15 protein-coding genes are annotated in these 15,015 nt (G+C 65.1%); 7 read left to right on the forward strand and 8 right to left on the reverse strand.

Annotation, left to right across the window (positions count from 1 at the left end):
* Positions 1-32: 32 nt before the first annotated feature.
* Positions 33-1,016, reverse strand: a complete 984-nt coding sequence (dapD, locus tag E3T27_RS05285) for a 2,3,4,5-tetrahydropyridine-2,6-dicarboxylate N-succinyltransferase (protein WP_134571837.1) — start codon at positions 1,014-1,016, stop codon at positions 33-35.
* Positions 1,017-1,042: 26 nt separating this feature from the next.
* Here dapD and dapE point away from each other — a divergent pair, with 26 nt between their 5' ends.
* From dapE to E3T27_RS05300, 3 genes are all read left to right on the forward strand, one after another.
* On the forward strand, positions 1,043-2,176 hold the full coding sequence (dapE, locus tag E3T27_RS05290) for a succinyl-diaminopimelate desuccinylase (RefSeq protein WP_174722185.1): 1,134 nt from the start codon (positions 1,043-1,045) through the stop codon (positions 2,174-2,176).
* Positions 2,177-2,191: 15 nt separating this feature from the next.
* The gene (locus tag E3T27_RS05295; RefSeq protein ID WP_241992132.1) at positions 2,192-3,454 is read left to right on the forward strand and encodes a hypothetical protein; all 1,263 of its coding nucleotides are present in this window, start codon (positions 2,192-2,194) and stop codon (positions 3,452-3,454) included.
* A gap of 105 nt (positions 3,455-3,559) precedes the next feature.
* Entirely contained in the window at positions 3,560-3,736 is a 177-nt protein-coding gene (locus E3T27_RS05300) for a DUF3117 domain-containing protein (RefSeq protein ID WP_092108645.1), read from the forward strand.
* A gap of 76 nt (positions 3,737-3,812) precedes the next feature.
* Here the strand turns inward: E3T27_RS05300 and E3T27_RS05305 are convergent, their stop codons facing one another.
* A complete protein-coding gene (locus E3T27_RS05305) occupies positions 3,813-4,445 on the reverse strand; it encodes an O-methyltransferase (protein ID WP_104192976.1) in 633 nt (210 codons plus the stop codon).
* A gap of 86 nt (positions 4,446-4,531) precedes the next feature.
* Between E3T27_RS05305 and E3T27_RS05310 the strand changes: the two genes are divergently transcribed.
* On the forward strand, positions 4,532-4,921 hold the full coding sequence (locus tag E3T27_RS05310; RefSeq protein WP_104197535.1) for a twin-arginine translocase TatA/TatE family subunit: 390 nt from the start codon (positions 4,532-4,534) through the stop codon (positions 4,919-4,921).
* Positions 4,922-4,964: 43 nt separating this feature from the next.
* Complete coding sequence (gene ppk2 / locus E3T27_RS05315; RefSeq protein WP_104197536.1) at positions 4,965-5,786, forward strand: polyphosphate kinase 2; 822 nt, start codon at positions 4,965-4,967, stop codon at positions 5,784-5,786.
* Positions 5,787-5,789: 3 nt separating this feature from the next.
* Here the strand turns inward: ppk2 and E3T27_RS05320 are convergent, their stop codons facing one another.
* From E3T27_RS05320 to E3T27_RS05330, 3 genes are read right to left on the reverse strand one after another with little or no spacing between them, the layout of a single operon-like run.
* Positions 5,790-6,941 (reverse strand): Mrp/NBP35 family ATP-binding protein, encoded by a 1,152-nt coding sequence (locus E3T27_RS05320; protein ID WP_104197537.1) that lies wholly within the window; start codon positions 6,939-6,941, stop codon positions 5,790-5,792.
* Complete coding sequence (locus E3T27_RS05325) at positions 6,938-7,513, reverse strand: DUF1003 domain-containing protein (protein WP_104197538.1); 576 nt, start codon at positions 7,511-7,513, stop codon at positions 6,938-6,940. The genes E3T27_RS05320 and E3T27_RS05325 overlap by 4 nt, the downstream gene beginning before the upstream one ends.
* Positions 7,500-8,831 (reverse strand): magnesium transporter MgtE N-terminal domain-containing protein, encoded by a 1,332-nt coding sequence (locus tag E3T27_RS05330; protein WP_104197539.1) that lies wholly within the window; start codon positions 8,829-8,831, stop codon positions 7,500-7,502. Before E3T27_RS05330 ends, E3T27_RS05325 begins: the two co-directional genes overlap by 14 nt.
* A gap of 135 nt (positions 8,832-8,966) precedes the next feature.
* On the opposite strand from E3T27_RS05330, the gene E3T27_RS05335 reads away from it, so the two are divergent.
* Positions 8,967-9,524 carry a YflT domain-containing protein gene (locus tag E3T27_RS05335; protein WP_241992133.1) on the forward strand — a complete coding sequence of 186 codons (558 nt, stop codon included), beginning with the start codon at positions 8,967-8,969 and terminating at the stop codon, positions 9,522-9,524.
* 73 nt (positions 9,525-9,597) lie between these two features.
* Here E3T27_RS05335 and E3T27_RS05340 read toward each other — a convergent pair whose 3' ends face one another.
* Positions 9,598-11,142 carry an aminopeptidase P family protein gene (locus E3T27_RS05340; protein WP_134571838.1) on the reverse strand — a complete coding sequence of 515 codons (1,545 nt, stop codon included), beginning with the start codon at positions 11,140-11,142 and terminating at the stop codon, positions 9,598-9,600.
* 86 nt (positions 11,143-11,228) lie between these two features.
* Positions 11,229-12,281 carry an endonuclease/exonuclease/phosphatase family protein gene (locus E3T27_RS05345; protein ID WP_134571839.1) on the reverse strand — a complete coding sequence of 351 codons (1,053 nt, stop codon included), beginning with the start codon at positions 12,279-12,281 and terminating at the stop codon, positions 11,229-11,231.
* Positions 12,282-12,367: 86 nt separating this feature from the next.
* Between E3T27_RS05345 and E3T27_RS05350 the strand changes: the two genes are divergently transcribed.
* On the forward strand, positions 12,368-13,237 hold the full coding sequence (locus tag E3T27_RS05350) for a PHP domain-containing protein (RefSeq protein ID WP_134571840.1): 870 nt from the start codon (positions 12,368-12,370) through the stop codon (positions 13,235-13,237).
* Between the two features lie 108 nt (positions 13,238-13,345).
* Here E3T27_RS05350 and E3T27_RS05355 read toward each other — a convergent pair whose 3' ends face one another.
* Positions 13,346-14,971 carry a DEAD/DEAH box helicase gene (locus tag E3T27_RS05355; protein ID WP_134571841.1) on the reverse strand — a complete coding sequence of 542 codons (1,626 nt, stop codon included), beginning with the start codon at positions 14,969-14,971 and terminating at the stop codon, positions 13,346-13,348.
* Positions 14,972-15,015 lie beyond the last annotated feature (44 nt).

Below are 15,015 nucleotides of genomic sequence, written 5' to 3' on the forward strand. Positions count from 1 at the left end.
GAACCCGCCGACATCCGCTTGGCGGCCGCTGTCTAGGCGTGCAGCGCGGCGTTCAGCGTGATGCCGCTGCCACTGCGAGCGAGCACCTCGACGGCGCCGGAGATGGAGTTGCGGCGAAACAACAGGTTCGGCATGCCGGAAAGCTCGACCGCTTTCACCGTGGACGGGGCGCCGTCTGCGGTGACCGCTTCTCCGACCAGGACGACCTTGGTGCCGGCCGTGACGTAGAGCCCGGCCTCCACAACACTGTCGTCGCCGATAGCGATACCGACACCGGAGTTAGCACCGAGCAGGGCGCGGGCGCCGATCGAGATGCGCTGCGTTCCACCGCCGGACAGGGTTCCCATGATGGATGCCCCGCCACCGATGTCGGCGCCGTCACCGACCACGACACCCTGCGAGATACGGCCCTCGACCATGGAGGAGCCGAGGGTGCCGGCATTGAAATTCACAAAGCCCTCGTGCATCACGGTCGTGCCGGGTGCGAGGTGGGCGCCGAGCCGCACGCGGGAGGCATCCGCTATTCTCACGCCGACCGGCACGACGTAGTCGAGCAGCGGCGGAAATTTGTCGACGCCGCTGGCCTGGATGCCGGCGCGCTGCAGGGTAGGGCGTAACCGGGCGAAGTCGGCCGGCAGCATCGGGCCGGCATTGGTCCAGACCACCGTGGGCAGGTGCGCGAAGATGCCGTCGAGGTTGATGGTGTTCGGTCTGACGAGCAGGTGGGAGAGCAGGTGCAGCCGCAGATAGGCATCCGAGGTGCTTGCCGGCGCCGCATCGAGAGTGATTTCCACCGTGATGGCCTCGAGACGCACCGCGCGGCGAGCGTCGTCACCGGCTGCTTCGCACAGTTCGGCCGAAACGATCCAGCGGTCACGGCCGGTCGGCAATGCTCCGAGCGCCGGGGACGGAAACCAGGTGTCGAGCACGGTGCCATCCGAGGCGACGGTGGCGAGACCATACCCCCAGGCCTGAGTCGGTGCGGATGTGGCGTTTTCGGTAACAGCAGAGGGCATACCTCTAGATTAGTAGAGTGACTTCTTTGACTCCGGCCCCGGCCGCTCCCGCCAGCGCCGCCGCAAGGCCGGCACAGCTCGCCGTGCTCGACCTGACGGCGACCTCGATCGACCTGACCCGGCAAATCTGCGACATGGAGTCGGTGTCGGGCAACGAGACCGCCCTCGCTGACGCGATCGTGGCTGCCCTCGCCGGTTTCGATCACCTCGAGATCATTCGCGACGGCGACACCGTCGTCGCCCGCACCAACCTCGGCCGCGGCCAGCGCGTCGTCATCGCCGGCCACATCGATACGGTTCCGCTCAACGACAACCTGCCCACCCGTTACGAGACCATCGACGGCACCGAGTATCTCTGGGGTCGGGGCACCGTCGACATGAAAGCCGGCGTGGCCGTACAGCTCAAGCTCGCCGCCGAACTGACCGACCCCGCAGTCGACGTGACCTGGATGTGGTATGACCACGAAGAAGTCTCCGATGAGCTCAACGGCCTCGGACGCCTCGCCCGCAACCGTCCCGACCTCTTCGCCGGTGACTTCGCGATCCTTGGCGAGCCGACCCGGAGCCAGGTCGAGGGCGGCTGCAACGGCAACCTGCGCGTGGAGATTCGCACCTTCGGGCTGCGCTCGCACTCAGCGCGCAGCTGGGTCGGTGAGAACGCCATCCACAAAGCCGCTCCTATTCTCAACATTCTGGCCGGGTACGAGGCCCGTGAGGTCGAGGTGGAGGGCCTCGTCTACCGCGAAGGCCTCAACGCGGTCGGCATCACCGGCGGCGTCGCCGGCAACATCATCCCCGACGAGTGCATGGTGCATGTCAACTATCGTTTTGCGCCGAGCCGCAGCGGCGACGAAGCCGTCGCCCATCTGCGCGAGCTCTTCGCCGGCTATGATCTCATCGTCGTCGACCGGGCCGAGGGTGCCCGCCCCGGTCTCGACGCCCCGCTCGCCCGCGAGTTCCTCGCCGCCGTCGGTGGCGTGGCCACGCCGAAATATGGCTGGACCGATGTCGCTCGCTTCTCGGCCCTCGGAGTTCCGGCCGTCAACTACGGGCCCGGTGACCCGCTCAAGGCTCATGCCGACGACGAACGCGTCGCCGTGGCCGAGATCACGGCCTGCGAGAAGGGTCTGCGCGACTGGCTGAGCGCATCCGTTCGGTAGCGCAGCGACAGCACAATGACTGAACGGATGCTCGGCCCCCGCAGCTCGGCCGCCCGCAGTCAGCGCGCCCGCAGTCAGCGCGCCCGCCGGCTGCCAACCGTCTGGCACGTCCGCTACCGGCTGACCCCGTGGTGGGGCAAAGTGTTCGTGGTTTGGGCACTATCGCGACTGGTCACAACGAGCCTCATCCTCGTGCTGGCGAGCGTTCAGGGCCCCAACGCCTGGACCGGTGCCAGCCCGAAATACACCGACTTCGCGACCATGTGGGACGGGCGCTGGTACAACATCGTCGCGATGCTCGGCTACCCGAGCGTGCTGCCGATCACCGACACCGGCGAGGTGGGCGAAAATGCCTGGGCATTCATGCCTGGCTATCCGGTCGTGGCCCGGCTACTCATGGAGCTGACTAACTTTCCGTGGGCGCCCGTGGCCGTATTCGTGTCGGTGGTGTTCAGCTTGGGTACCGCCCTGCTGTTCTACCGCCTGATGGCTCGGGTGCAACCGCCGAACACGGCACTGTTCGCGGTCGTGCTGTTCTGCGCCGCCCCGCTATCGCCGATTCTGCAGTTTGCCTACGCCGAGTCGATGTACCTGTTTTTTCTGACCCTCGCCCTCTACCTGCTGCTGGAGCGCCGCTACTGGTTGCTCTACCCCGTCATCGCGGTCATGGCCCTGACCCGGCCGAGCGGGCTCGCCTTCGCCCTCGCCCTTGGCCTGCATGTCATCCATCGCTTCGTCACCCGCGCCCGCGACCCGTTTCCCCGTCACGAGTGGATGTTGGCGGCATCCGTGGCCCTGTTCAGCGCGCTGATGGGATTGGTCTGGCCGATCACGGCCTGGGCAGCCACCGGCGACCTGATGGCCTACACCGACACCGAACTGGCCTGGCGAGCGCCGTACATCGGCTACGTGGAGCTGGTCCCGTTCACCGCGTGGTTCCAGGGCGGGGTCTGGTGGCTCGGCAACCCGTGGGGCATTGTCGTGGTGACCGCCCTTATCCTGACCTTCGCCGTGCTGCTGTTCACTCCCGCCGTCCGGCATCTTGGCGTGGATTTGAGGCTCTGGCTGGCCAGTTACGGCCTCTACCTGCTCGCGGTGTTCTTTCCGCAGTCGAGCACGTTTCGGCTGCTCATGCCGATGCTTCCCCTACTCGGGGCGGCCGCGTTGCCGCGCAGCCGGGTCTACCGCGTGGCCATGGTTGCACTGTTCGTGGCCGGCCAGTGGGGGTGGCTGCTGATCTGCTGGGGCGTCGACGGGTACGACTGGACACCGCCTTGACGGGCGGCTGCAACCCTCGAATCTGACGCTGTGTCTGACCCGAATTTACGTCTCAGGCTGAGATAGTCGATAATGGAGGTACAAAGACGAATGGAAGGGGAGTTCATGGCGGCCATGAAGCCACGGACCGGAGACGGGCCAATGGAGGCTGTAAAAGAGGGACGCCTGATCATCGTGCGTGTGCCGCTCGAAGGTGGGGGGCGGCTCGTTGTGTCAGTCAACGACGCCGAGGCCAAGGAACTTCACGATGCACTCGCCGGGGTTGTCGCAGCGGCGAAGTAGCCTCGTGTTCCTGTAGGTGACACACCAGAACGGCCGCGCAGTAACTGTGCGGCCGTTCTGGTGTTTTCGGGGCGTGTCAGGCGCGCAGCTTGGTGATCTGCAGCAGGCCATCGCCGACGGGGGAGAGCGCACTGATGACAGCGCTCGACGCGGCAATCTCGGTCAGCAATGTGCGAAAGCCGGTCGCGACATCGTCGCGCTGGGCTGGGTCGGCCACCCGGCCGCGCCAGAGAGCGTGCGCGACGAGCACGGTGCCACCCGGACGAGCCAGACGCAGTCCGTGTTCGACGTATTCGATGACCGATTGCGGGTCGGCGTCAATGAACACAATGTCGTAAGAATTCTCGTTCATGCGTGGCAGGACTTCGCTGGCCTTGCCCGTGATCAGGCGCACCCGATTGGCGGGAACCTTCGCCTCGGCGAAATTCGCCTTGGCGTGCTGCAGATGGTCGACCTCGGTGTCGATCGACGTGAGAGTGGCGCCAGGAGCCCCAGTCAGCAGCCAGATGCCCGAAACTCCGGCCCCCGTGCCGACCTCGAGGATACTGCGCGCCCCGGTCGCAGCGGCCAGAACGGCCGATTGCGCCCCGACCGCAGGCGTTATCGCGTCGATTCCCAGCTCGAGGGATTGCTGGCGCGCTCGGATGATGGCTTCGGATTCCACGACACAGTCGTCGGAGAATTTCCAGTTCAGTTCAATGTCAGACACAAATAACTCCAGTAGATGATTAGGTCAAGACTAGGGCCGTGGCGCGTGTGGTCTGTGGATGCCTCGCCGGGCGCTAATCTAAGGACATGTTTGGGCTGACGTTCGAAAAGATTCTGCTGATCGGGATCATCGCTGTTTTCTTGCTCGGCCCCGATAAATTACCGCACTATGCCGCCCAGCTGGGTCGTCTCGTGCGGCAGCTGCGCGACATGGCCAACGGTGCCAAAGATCGTATGCGCGATGAAATGGGCCCGGAGTTCGACGATCTGGACTGGAAAAAACTGGACCCGCGCCAGTATGACCCGCGCCGCATCATCCGGGAAGCCCTTGCCGACGAAGACCCGTTCAAGGAACAGTCTGCGACGATTTCTCGCGCCGAGCCCAACCCTGAAGGCGCCTACCTAAAACGTAAACGTGCCAGAGATGCTGCCCGAACCGCGCTCGGGCCGGCCCCGTTCGATTCCGAATCCACGTAGACAGCATGCGTTTGCGAGTAGTGAAGAGCGGAAAGAGAGGTTGATGTCTGCTGTCAAGAAACCCAAACGCGTTACAAAGACCGTCTATGAGGCCGAGCTCGCCCGGCTGCAGGCCGAATTGGTCACGATGCAGCAATGGGTGAAGTCATCCGGCGCCCGGGTCGTGGTGATCTTCGAGGGCCGCGACGCCGCTGGCAAAGGGTCGGCGATCAAGCGCATCACCCAGTATCTCAATCCGCGTGTTGCGCGCGTGGTGGCCCTGCCGATGCCCACCGAACGCCAGCGCGGCCAGTGGTATTTTCAGCGCTACATCGAGCACCTGCCGTCGACCGGTGAGATCGTGCTGATGGACCGCTCGTGGTACAACCGGGCCGGCGTCGAGCGGGTCATGGGCTATTGCACCAGTGATGAATACCGTCGGTTTCTGCATCAGGCCCCTCTGTTCGAACGGATGCTGGTCGAAGATGGAATTTTGCTGGTCAAGTATTGGTTTTCGGTGTCTGACCTGGAGCAGGAACGACGGTTTCGTTCGCGTCTGAAAGATCCCATGCGTCGGTGGAAGTTGTCCGAGACCGATGTGCTGTCGATTACCAAGTGGGTGGATTACTCCAAGGCGAAAGACGAGATGTTCGTGCACACCGACATTGCCGAAGCGCCCTGGTGGGTGGTGGAGAGTGAAGACAAGCGAGCTAGCCGCCTGAACGCAATCAGCCATCTGCTCTCCCTCGTGCCCTACGAGAAGACCGACCCACCCAAGGTACACATTCCGCCACGCCCGCCGGCTTCTGACTATGAGCGGCCGCCGCGCGAGAGCAACCATCAGGTTCCCGACCACGCGGCGACGCTGGTCAAGCCCGAGGAGTAGGCGTCAGCGGGGCGTGAGTTTCAGGCTGAGCCCAGCCAGGCTTCGAGTGCGTGTCTTCATAGTGTGGGCGAGTGCGAGAATAGCGCGGGCTGAGGGGTCATCCGGTGCGCCGAGTACGACCGGCAGGCCGGCATCCCCGCCGGTGCGCAGCGCCAGGCTCAGCGGGACCTGCGCGAGCACCGGAACCGGTGCTGTCTGGCCGGCGGAGAGTCGCCTGGCCACTTCGGTGCCCCCGCCCGAACCGAACAGTTCGAGCAGGCTACCGTCGGGCTGCACCATCGCCGACATGTTCTCGATCACGCCGTACACGCTTTGTCCGGTCTGCCGGGCCACGATTCCGCTGCGCTCGGCCACATCGGCGGCCGCGGCCTGAGGGGTGGTCACGACGATGACCTCGGCGTGTGGCAAAAGCTGGCCCACCGTGATGGCGACGTCTCCGGTACCGGGCGGCAGGTCGAGCAGCAGCACGTCGAGGTCGCCGAAATACACGTCGGTCAGAAACTGTTTGATCGTGCGGTGCAGCATCGGGCCGCGCCAGGCGACCGCCGCCGACGCATCGTCGATGAACATACCGATCGAGATGACCTTCACGTTGTGCGCGATCGGCGGCAGGATCATGTCGCCCACCTGGGTCGGTTTGACCGCGAGACCGTCGTGCACCAGGCCGAGCAGGCCAGGAATGCTGAAGCCGTGCACATCGGCGTCGACGATACCCACCCGCAGTCCCTCTCCGGCCAGGGCCACGGCCAGGTTGGCAGTGACGGTGGATTTGCCGACGCCGCCCTTGCCGCTCGTGATCGCGTAGACCCGGGTGAGTGACTCCGGGCCGAACTGCACGCTGCGTTCCGCCTGGCCACCGCGCAGTTTCTCGGTGAGCGCGGTGCGTTGTTCGCGAGTCATGACGGCGACCTCGACGCTCGCCCGGCCCGGCCCGGACACCGACTCGGCGGCGGCGAGAACGTCGCTCTCGATGCGTGCAGCGGCCGGACAACCGGCAATGGTCAAGCGGATGCCGACGCTCACCCGCCCGGTGTCGCTCACCGTCACCCCCGATACCATGTCGAGATCGGTGATGGGCTTGCGAATCTCCGGGTCGGTCACCCCGGCCAGGGCGGTGAGAACACGGGAGCGGATGGCGTCGGGGGCAGAATTCATGCGGTGGGGCGGCTTTCCGTGGTGCTGTTTGGGGCAGGAGGTTCATCTACGGGATTGCGCTCGTCTGCGCGACTGCGCTCATCCAGGTGCTCGAGCAACGTGCGCAGTTCCGCGCGAATGAAATCCTTCGAGGCCATGTCCTTGATCGCGATGCGCAGGGCCACGACCTCCCTGGCCAGGTATTCGGTATCGGCGAGGGTGCGTTCTGCGCGCTGCCGGTCTTGTTCGAACTGCACCCGGTCGCGATCGTCCTGCCGGTTCTGGGCGAGCAGAATCATCGGAGCAGCATACGATGCCTGCATCGACAAGACGAGGGTCAGCGCGATGAACCCGAGCGCAACCGAGTCGAACCGCCACGCCTCCGGGGCGAGGGTGTTCCAGGAGATCCAGGCGACGGCGAACAGGGTGAGCCCGAGCAAAAACCAGGGGGTCCCCATACCGCGGGCGATGGCCTCGGTGAAGCGGCCGAAGCTGTCCCGGCTGTGACCAGTGCGACCCAGACCTACGAGGTTGCCGGTGCGCAGGCCCTTGGGCGCATCCAGGCGCAGGTCGGCGCGGTTATTGCGGGCCACGAGGCGTCCTCTGCACTCCGGGCAGCGGGATGCTGCCGGTTCTCAATTCGCTGCGGGCAGCGGCCCGGCGGCGCACATCGTCGTTGCCGTCGTGGCTGCGCCAGTCGTCGGGCAGCAGATAGTCGAGCACGTCATCAATCGTCACCACCCCGACCAGTCGGTAATTCTCATCAACCACCGGCACCGAAACCAGGTCGTAGCTCGCCAGAATTCGGCTGACTTCAGCGGCCGAGGTGTCGGCGGTCACCGGGTCGAGGCCGGCGTCGAGCAGCGTGCCGAGACGTTCGTGGGGTGGGTAGCGCAGCATCCGCTGAAAATGCACCATGCCCAGAAAACGACCGGTAGGAGCTTCGTAGGGGGGCAGGGTAACGCAGATCGCTGCGCCGAGCGCTGGGGCCAGGTCGTGACGACGGATGCGGGCGAGCCCCTCAGCGACGGTGGCGTCCGCCGAGACGATGATCGGCTCGGTCGTCATGAGCCCACCGGCGGTGTCGGGGGCGTAGGAGAGCAGAAAACGTACATCTTCGGCTTCTTCGGGTTCCATCAGGTCGAGCAGCTGCTCGCCGCGCTCTTCCGGCAGCTGGGCGATGAGGTCGGCCGCGTCGTCTGGCTGCATCTGGTCGAGCACATCGGCGGCGCGCGCATCGCCGAGGCTGGTCAGAATACCGACCTGGTCGGTTTCGGGCATCTCCTCGAGTACATCGGCGAGGCGATCGTCTGGCAGTTCGCCCGCTACCTCGAACATGCGCTCCCGCGGCAGGTCCAGCAGGGTATTGGCGAGGTCGGCGGGCTTGAGATCGGAGTAGGTCGCGATGAGGTGCTCGGCGGATTGCGCCTGGCCCTTGGTCTCTTTTTCGCGCACTTCGGCCCAGGTCGCGAATGACGTGACGCCCTTGACGAAAGGCGAGGCGCTGGTCTTGGGGCGGCGCACGAACAGTTGGCTGATGGCCCAGTCGGCCTCCGTGCCTTCTTTGATCGCGACGTCTTCAATGGTCGCTTCGCCGGAACCGTCGGTGAAGAGCACTTTGCGCCCGAGCAGTTCGGCGATAACGCGCACTTCGCCGCCGCGCTGCTCGTAACGGCGCACGTTGATCAGGCCGGTCGTGATGATCTGGCCGCTGCCGATGCTGGTGACCCGATTGATCGACACGAACACGCGCCGTTTGCCGGGGATCTCCACGATCAGGCCGACGACGCTGGGCGGGTCGTTTTTTCGATACACCACGAGAACATCGCGCACCTTGCCCACGCGGTCGCCCGCGGGGTCGAAAACGGTGCACCCGGCCAATCGGGCAACAAAAACTCTGGTGGCACTCACATAACAAATCTAGGCCACCCGCGCGGTAATACGGCCACTCTCAGTGACCCAGCGAAAATGTCAGAGTGCGATCCGACATCGAAGATCGCTGATCAGGCACATTTCACGATCAGCACGGCGTGGAAGAATGGCGTGATGAGTAACCAGAGCCTTTTCTCCCGACGCCGCCCGGTGCTTCCTCCCGTGTTGCCCCGCGGGGAGGTGCTATCCACCTACGGCACCTATGCCGATGCGCAAGCCGCGGTCGATACGCTCGCAAAGGCCGACTTTCCGGTGAAACAACTTTCGATCGTGGGCAACGACCTCAAGAGTGTCGAGCGGGTGACCGGCAAACTCACCTACGGCCGGGTCGCGCTCGCGGGGGCGGCATCCGGTGCCTGGCTCGGAATCTTCTTCGGCATTCTGTTCTTTCTGTTCTCGCCCACCGGGTCGAGCCTGCCGTTCGTTTTTGCCGCACTCATCATGGGTGCCGGTTTTGGAATGCTGCTGGGTATCGCGAGCTATGCCATCAACCGGCGTCGACGCGACTTCACCTCGACCATGCAGGTCATTGCGACCAGCTATCAGATTATTGTCGACGTCGAATTGGTCAACCGGGCGCGAAACTTACTTGGTGGCAGTTCGACTGAACCGGCAGCTGCTGCACGCTCGGAGGTCCCTGTTGACCCGGCAACCCCCGTGGAGCACGAGTAAAAATTCGCGATAAAGCGAAAGAGCACCGGGCCTGCCGCGCTGAACGGGTGCTCTTGTCGCTTCCGCGATGAAGTCAGCGCTGTGCGGCAGCGATCCAGGCCTCGACCTCTGTCGCGGTGCGGGGGATGGCAGCTGAGAGGTTCTCGGCACCGGTGGGAGTCACCAGGATATCGTCCTCGATCCGCACGCCGATACCTCGGAACTCCGCCGGAACGGTGAGGTCGTCTGGCTGAAAGTACAGTCCGGGTTCGATGGTGAAGACCATGCCCGGTTCGAGCACGCCATCCAGGTACATGTCGCGGCGCGCTTGCGCGCAGTCGTGCACGTCGATGCCGAGGTGGTGGCTGGTGCCGTGGACCATATAACGGCGGTGGTGCCCGTTTTCCGGCTGCAGGGCTTCGTCGGCGGTGACCGGCAGCATGCCCCACTCGGCGGTGCGCCGGGCGATCACGGCCATCGCCGCGGCGTGTACGTCACGAAACACAGCGCCGGGGTGAACGACGGCGAAGGCGGCATCCGCTGCCTCACGCACGGTCTCGTACACCAGGCGCTGCACGTCGGTGTACACGCCGTTGACCGGCAGGGTGCGGGTGATGTCGGCGGTGTAGTAGCTGTCGAGTTCAACGCCGGCGTCGATCAGGATGAGATCGCCGGGGGCGACGACGCCGTCGTTGCGGGTCCAGTGCAGGATGCACGCGTGTGGTCCGGAGGCTGCGATGGTGTCATAGCCGACCGTGTTGCCGTCGGTGCGGGCGCGGGTATTGAAGACGCCCTCCACCAGCCGCTCGCCGCGGGCGTGCTGGCTTGAGCGGGGCAGATCGGCGATGACATCGTCGAAGCCGCGGGCTGTTGCAGCGACGGCGAGGCGCATCTGCGCGATTTCAAAGGCGTCCTTCACCAGGCGCAGCTCGGAGAGGTCGCGGGTGAGACCGGCGTCAGGCTCGTGCTCGGCGTTTATCTCGATGCTGAACGGTGAGTCAGTGGCGTTGCTGCCGAGTACGCGCTCGGCGGCGAAACGCAGGCGGGCTTCATCGACCTGCTCGGTGAAGGTCGGGTCTGCCGCGCGAAGTACGAGCGTTTCGCTGTCGACGGTGCTCAGCACGCCAGCGAGCTCGGCGATGCCGCGCACGTGGAGGGCGAGGTCGCTCGCGACCTGGGCGACCGATGGGCGCGGACCGATCCAGAATTCACCGATGTCGGGATTGGCGTAGAACTCGTCCGAGTCGCGGCCGGCTCGTTCTCGAAAGTACAGGGTCGCGTCGTGGCCGCCGGCTGCTGCCGGTTCGAGCACGAGTACGGCGCCGGGTTCGCTGTCACTGCCCCAACCGGTCAGGTAGGCGAAGGCGGAATGCGCGCGGAACGCGTAGTCGGTGTCGTTGGAGCGCTGTTTCAACCGGCCAGCCGGAATGATCAGGCGGTGCCCCGGGTACTGAGCCGAGAGACGTGCGCGGCGCGCGGCGGCGAAGGGCGCCTGCTCGCGGGCACCAGGCAGGGCATCCGCACGGTCAGCCCAGCCGCTCGCGATGAACGATTTGAAACCGGTGGATCCGGGAGTCGTCGAACGGTTCTCGTTCGAGCGGGCAGCGGGAATGAGAGGAGGAGCAGTGGTATCAGCCATCTCACTAGTCTGGCACCGGACTCTGGGCGGTGGCCGATCATGCTGGTGTGGATGCCGGGCTAAGCGGATGCAGGACCCGGCAGAAACTATCTGGCCGGTGTGAGAGTGGCGACGATCGGGCGGTGATCGCTGCCGGCGTCGTCGAGCGACTCGATCACCTGCAGTGTGGTCACCTGCCAGTTCACGGTCGCCATCACATGATCGATCGGGGTGCCGAGGAGCGCCGGAATGCTTGTGGGCCAGGTGCCGACGGCTGCCGCACCGGCCGAAAGAGCGGAATCCGCGCAGTTGCCGAGAACAGCAGTCACGCCCTTGTTGGCCCGGCCGGCCATGTGGTCGAGCGTTGAGTTGAAATCGCCCGCCAGGATCACGTTGTCGCCCTGGCACTGGCTGGCGAGCCAGTCGAGGTCGCTGCGCCAATTCGACATCTCGTACTGAATCGGGGCGACGGCGTGCACGGCAACAATAGTCGGGCCACTCCCGTCGACCGGTTCGGCCACGACGGTGGGCAGTACGTTGGTGTTGCCGGGCGGGCCGGAACCCGCAGCGTTGGTCACGGCGTAGTCACCGAGGTCGGGGCTGATCAGCAGCGTCGTTGAACGAGCCTTGGAAATCAGATCGAACGAGAGCGTGTGCACCCACATGGGGCGGCCGGCCGCGCGCATCATTTCGGCGATCTGAATCCCGGTCGCCTCCGTTGTCTCGGGCAGGGTCAGAACGTCGGCTTTCTCGGCGAGCGCCAGTTCTGCGATGACCGCAGCGCCGGAAGCGTCGCCGAGCGTGTTCCAGCTGAGTACCGTGACGGTGGCGGCATCCGTTTTGGCGTCGGCTGGACCCGTGTTTTCCCGGGCGGTAACCGCGGTAAAACCGCGAGATGCAAGAATGCCGGCATTCGCCACGGCGAATAACACCAGCAGCACCATGGCCATGCTGAGGATTGGGCGGAGTGGCCGTATGAATCGGAGCAATCCAAGCACAATGAGGCCAACGATCGCGCCGATCACGGCGATCGCACGAAACGAGACGAGATGCGCAACGACCCAGGTGGTGTGCAGGCCGAATGCCTGCGGCCAGGTCAGGACCAGCAGAAGAACGGCGGCGGCAAGGAGAATCAGTGCCCGGAGGACTCGCGTGAACATTATTCTGAACCCTAGATCAGAATTCTGGGGAATCCCCAGCGCTGCACCGCGGGGAAGAGGCGGGGGCGTCCAACTAGCATGGGGTTATGGCAGTCGTGCGGCAATTTCAGGGTCCGATTGATCTGCACGCGCACTCGAGCGTGTCAGACGGCACCGAAACGCCGGCCGAACTGGTTCGTGCGGCGGCCGGTGCGGGGCTCGGAACGGTTGCCCTGACCGACCACGACTCTACCGCCGGCTGGGCTGCGGCATCCACTGCCGCGCGCGCCGCGCGAATCACGCTTATTCCCGGAATGGAATTCAGTACGCGGGTGCAGTACGCCAGTGTTCATCTGTTGGCATATCTTTTCGATCCGGCCGACTCTGCACTACTGGCCGAAGTGACGCGGGTGCGGGCCGCTCGCCTGAGCCGCGCGGAGCAGATGGTGGCCCGCATCGGTATGGACTACGACCTCAGCTGGGACGATGTACTCGCCCAGACCACGCCCGGTGCGACTGTCGGCCGGCCGCACATCGCCGACGCGCTCGTCGCGCGCGGTCACGCGCTCAACCGCAGCGCGGCTTTCGCCGACATTTTGCATTGGAAGGCCGGCTACTTTCAACCTCACTACGCGCCAGATCCGTTACACGCGATCGAACTCGTGCGTGCCGCCGGGGGAGTGCCGGTTATCGCCCATCCCGCCACGCGGGGTATCGCCGACGTGGTCTCGGAATCCCGGCTGAAGACGATGGTGGGAGCGGGGCTGTTCGGCCTCGAACTCGAGCATCGCGAGAACAACCCGGAACCCACAGCGCGCCTGTACGAACTCGCCACCAGATTCGGTCTGTATGTCACCGGTTCGAGCGACTACCACGGCACCGGCAAACCCAATCGGTTCGGCGAGAACACGACCGCCCCCGAGGTGCTCGACCGCATCATCGCTGAGGGCCACGGCTCCGCGCCCGTCTACGGCTGACCTTCTCAGTAAGTGCCGTGGCCGTGCTCGACAAAGCCCGGCACGAAAGCTGCCACGGCCGAAACGGTGGCAGCCCGCATGCCGGGCGTTGACAGAGCTGATCAGGGACTAGATGGTGTTGCCGGTCTGCGGCGAGCGACGACGCGTGCGGCTGCGGCGCAGCGGTGCGTTGTTGCCGTCGTGGTGCTCGGTTCCGCCGCCGTCATGTGTGCCGGCTGCCGGGGTTGCGGCGGGGGCGTCGGGGTTGGTGCTGGAACTTACGCGGGTACGTGACCGCGTCGGTCGACCCGTGTCGTCCCCACCGTCGCGTACCGGGCTCGTTGCCGGTCGGTCGGAGCCGCGCGGTGAATCGCCACGCCGGTCGCTGTGGGTACCTTCGGAGCGGCCGCCTTCGGAGCGAGCGCCTTCCGAGCGGCCGCCTGCAGAGCGGCCGCCGCGAGCCGCACCGGTGCGACCAGTGTCTGAGCGGCTGCCGGCTGCGGAGCGTGCACCTCCGGAGCGACCGGCGCCGCCGGTGCGAGCCTCGCCAGCAGTGACGTCCTTCACCGGGGTCGCGCGCAGGCGTCCTTTGGATCCGGCCGGAATATTGAGGTCGGTGTAGAGGTGCGGTGACGACGAGTAGGTTTCCATCGGTTCCGGCTGGCCGAATTCCAGTGCCTTGTTGATGAGGGACCACTTGTGCAGGTCATCCCAGTCGACGAAGGTCACGGCGATGCCGTTCTTGCCGGCGCGACCGGTGCGGCCGACGCGGTGCAGGTACGCCTTCTCGTCCTCGGGAATGGTGTGGTTGATGACGTGGGTGACATCTTCAACGTCGATGCCGCGAGCAGCGACATCCGTTGCGATCAGGATTTCTTTCTTGCCGCTTTTGAAGCTGGCCATGGCGCGTTCGCGCTGTTCCTGGTTCAGGTCGCCGTGCACGGCTGTGGCGTTGAAGCCGCGGTCGCCGAGTTCTTCAACGAGCTTCGCGGCGGCGCGCTTGGTACGGGTGAAGATGATGGTCTTGCCGCGGCCCTCCGCCATGAGGATGCGGCCGATGACCTCGTCCTTGTCCATGTTGTGCGCACGGTAGACGAGGTGCTCGATGTTGGCCTGCATCAGGCCCTCATCGGGGTCGGTCGCGCGAATGTGAATCGGGCGGTTCATGAAGCGCCGGGCCAGGGCCACGATAGGTCCGGGCATCGTCGCCGAGAACAGCATGGTGTGGCGGGTCGACGGAGTTTGCGCGAACAGTTTCTCGATGTCGGAAAGAAAACCGAGGTCGAGCATCTTGTCGGCTTCGTCGAGCACCATTTCGCGCACGTTGGCGAGGGTGAGCAGGCGCTGGCTGGCCAAATCGAGCAGGCGTCCGGGGGTTCCGACCACGATTTGTGCGCCGGCCTTGAGCTGTTCGATCTGACCCTCATAGGCCTTGCCGCCGTAGATGGAGACGATCTTGGTGTTACGGCCGGTTGCGGCGAGCTCGAGATCTTCCGAGACCTGCACGCAGAGTTCACGCGTCGGAACGACGATGAGGGCCTGCACGCCGGGCTCGGGATCGAGGCCGAGGCGTTGAATGACCGGAAGGCCGAAGCCGAAGGTTTTGCCGGTGCCGGTCTTGGCCTGGCCGATGATGTCCTGGCCGGCGAGCGCGAGCGGAATGGTCTGGGTCTGAATGGGGAACGGTTCGAGGATGCCCTTGGCGGCAAGGGAGTCGACCATGTCCTGGTCAATATTAAGTTCGGAGAAAGTCACGAATGTTTGCCTGTCATTAACTGGAAGCGAAGTGCGCCCGTTTT

The organism is Cryobacterium lyxosi (assembly GCF_004403345.1).
GTDB lineage: Bacteria > Actinomycetota > Actinomycetes > Actinomycetales > Microbacteriaceae > Cryobacterium > Cryobacterium lyxosi.

Excerpts from the sequence above, each read along its gene's own strand:
- E3T27_RS05340 (WP_134571838.1), bottom strand. The coding sequence starts at position 11,142 with ATGGCTGATACCACTGCTCCTCCTCTCATTCCCGCTGCCCGCTCGAAC.
- E3T27_RS05335 (WP_241992133.1), top strand. The coding sequence starts at position 8,967 with ATGAGTAACCAGAGCCTTTTCTCCCGACGCCGCCCGGTGCTTCCTCCC.
- E3T27_RS05310 (WP_104197535.1), top strand. The coding sequence starts at position 4,532 with ATGTTTGGGCTGACGTTCGAAAAGATTCTGCTGATCGGGATCATCGCT.
- E3T27_RS05320 (WP_104197537.1), bottom strand. The coding sequence starts at position 6,941 with ATGAATTCTGCCCCCGACGCCATCCGCTCCCGTGTTCTCACCGCCCTG.
- E3T27_RS05350 (WP_134571840.1), top strand. The coding sequence starts at position 12,368 with ATGGCAGTCGTGCGGCAATTTCAGGGTCCGATTGATCTGCACGCGCAC.
- E3T27_RS05295 (WP_241992132.1), top strand. The coding sequence starts at position 2,192 with ATGACTGAACGGATGCTCGGCCCCCGCAGCTCGGCCGCCCGCAGTCAG.
- E3T27_RS05345 (WP_134571839.1), bottom strand. The coding sequence starts at position 12,281 with ATGTTCACGCGAGTCCTCCGGGCACTGATTCTCCTTGCCGCCGCCGTT.
- ppk2 (WP_104197536.1), top strand. The coding sequence starts at position 4,965 with ATGTCTGCTGTCAAGAAACCCAAACGCGTTACAAAGACCGTCTATGAG.
- dapD (WP_134571837.1), bottom strand. The coding sequence starts at position 1,016 with ATGCCCTCTGCTGTTACCGAAAACGCCACATCCGCACCGACTCAGGCC.
- E3T27_RS05300 (WP_092108645.1), top strand. The coding sequence starts at position 3,560 with ATGGCGGCCATGAAGCCACGGACCGGAGACGGGCCAATGGAGGCTGTA.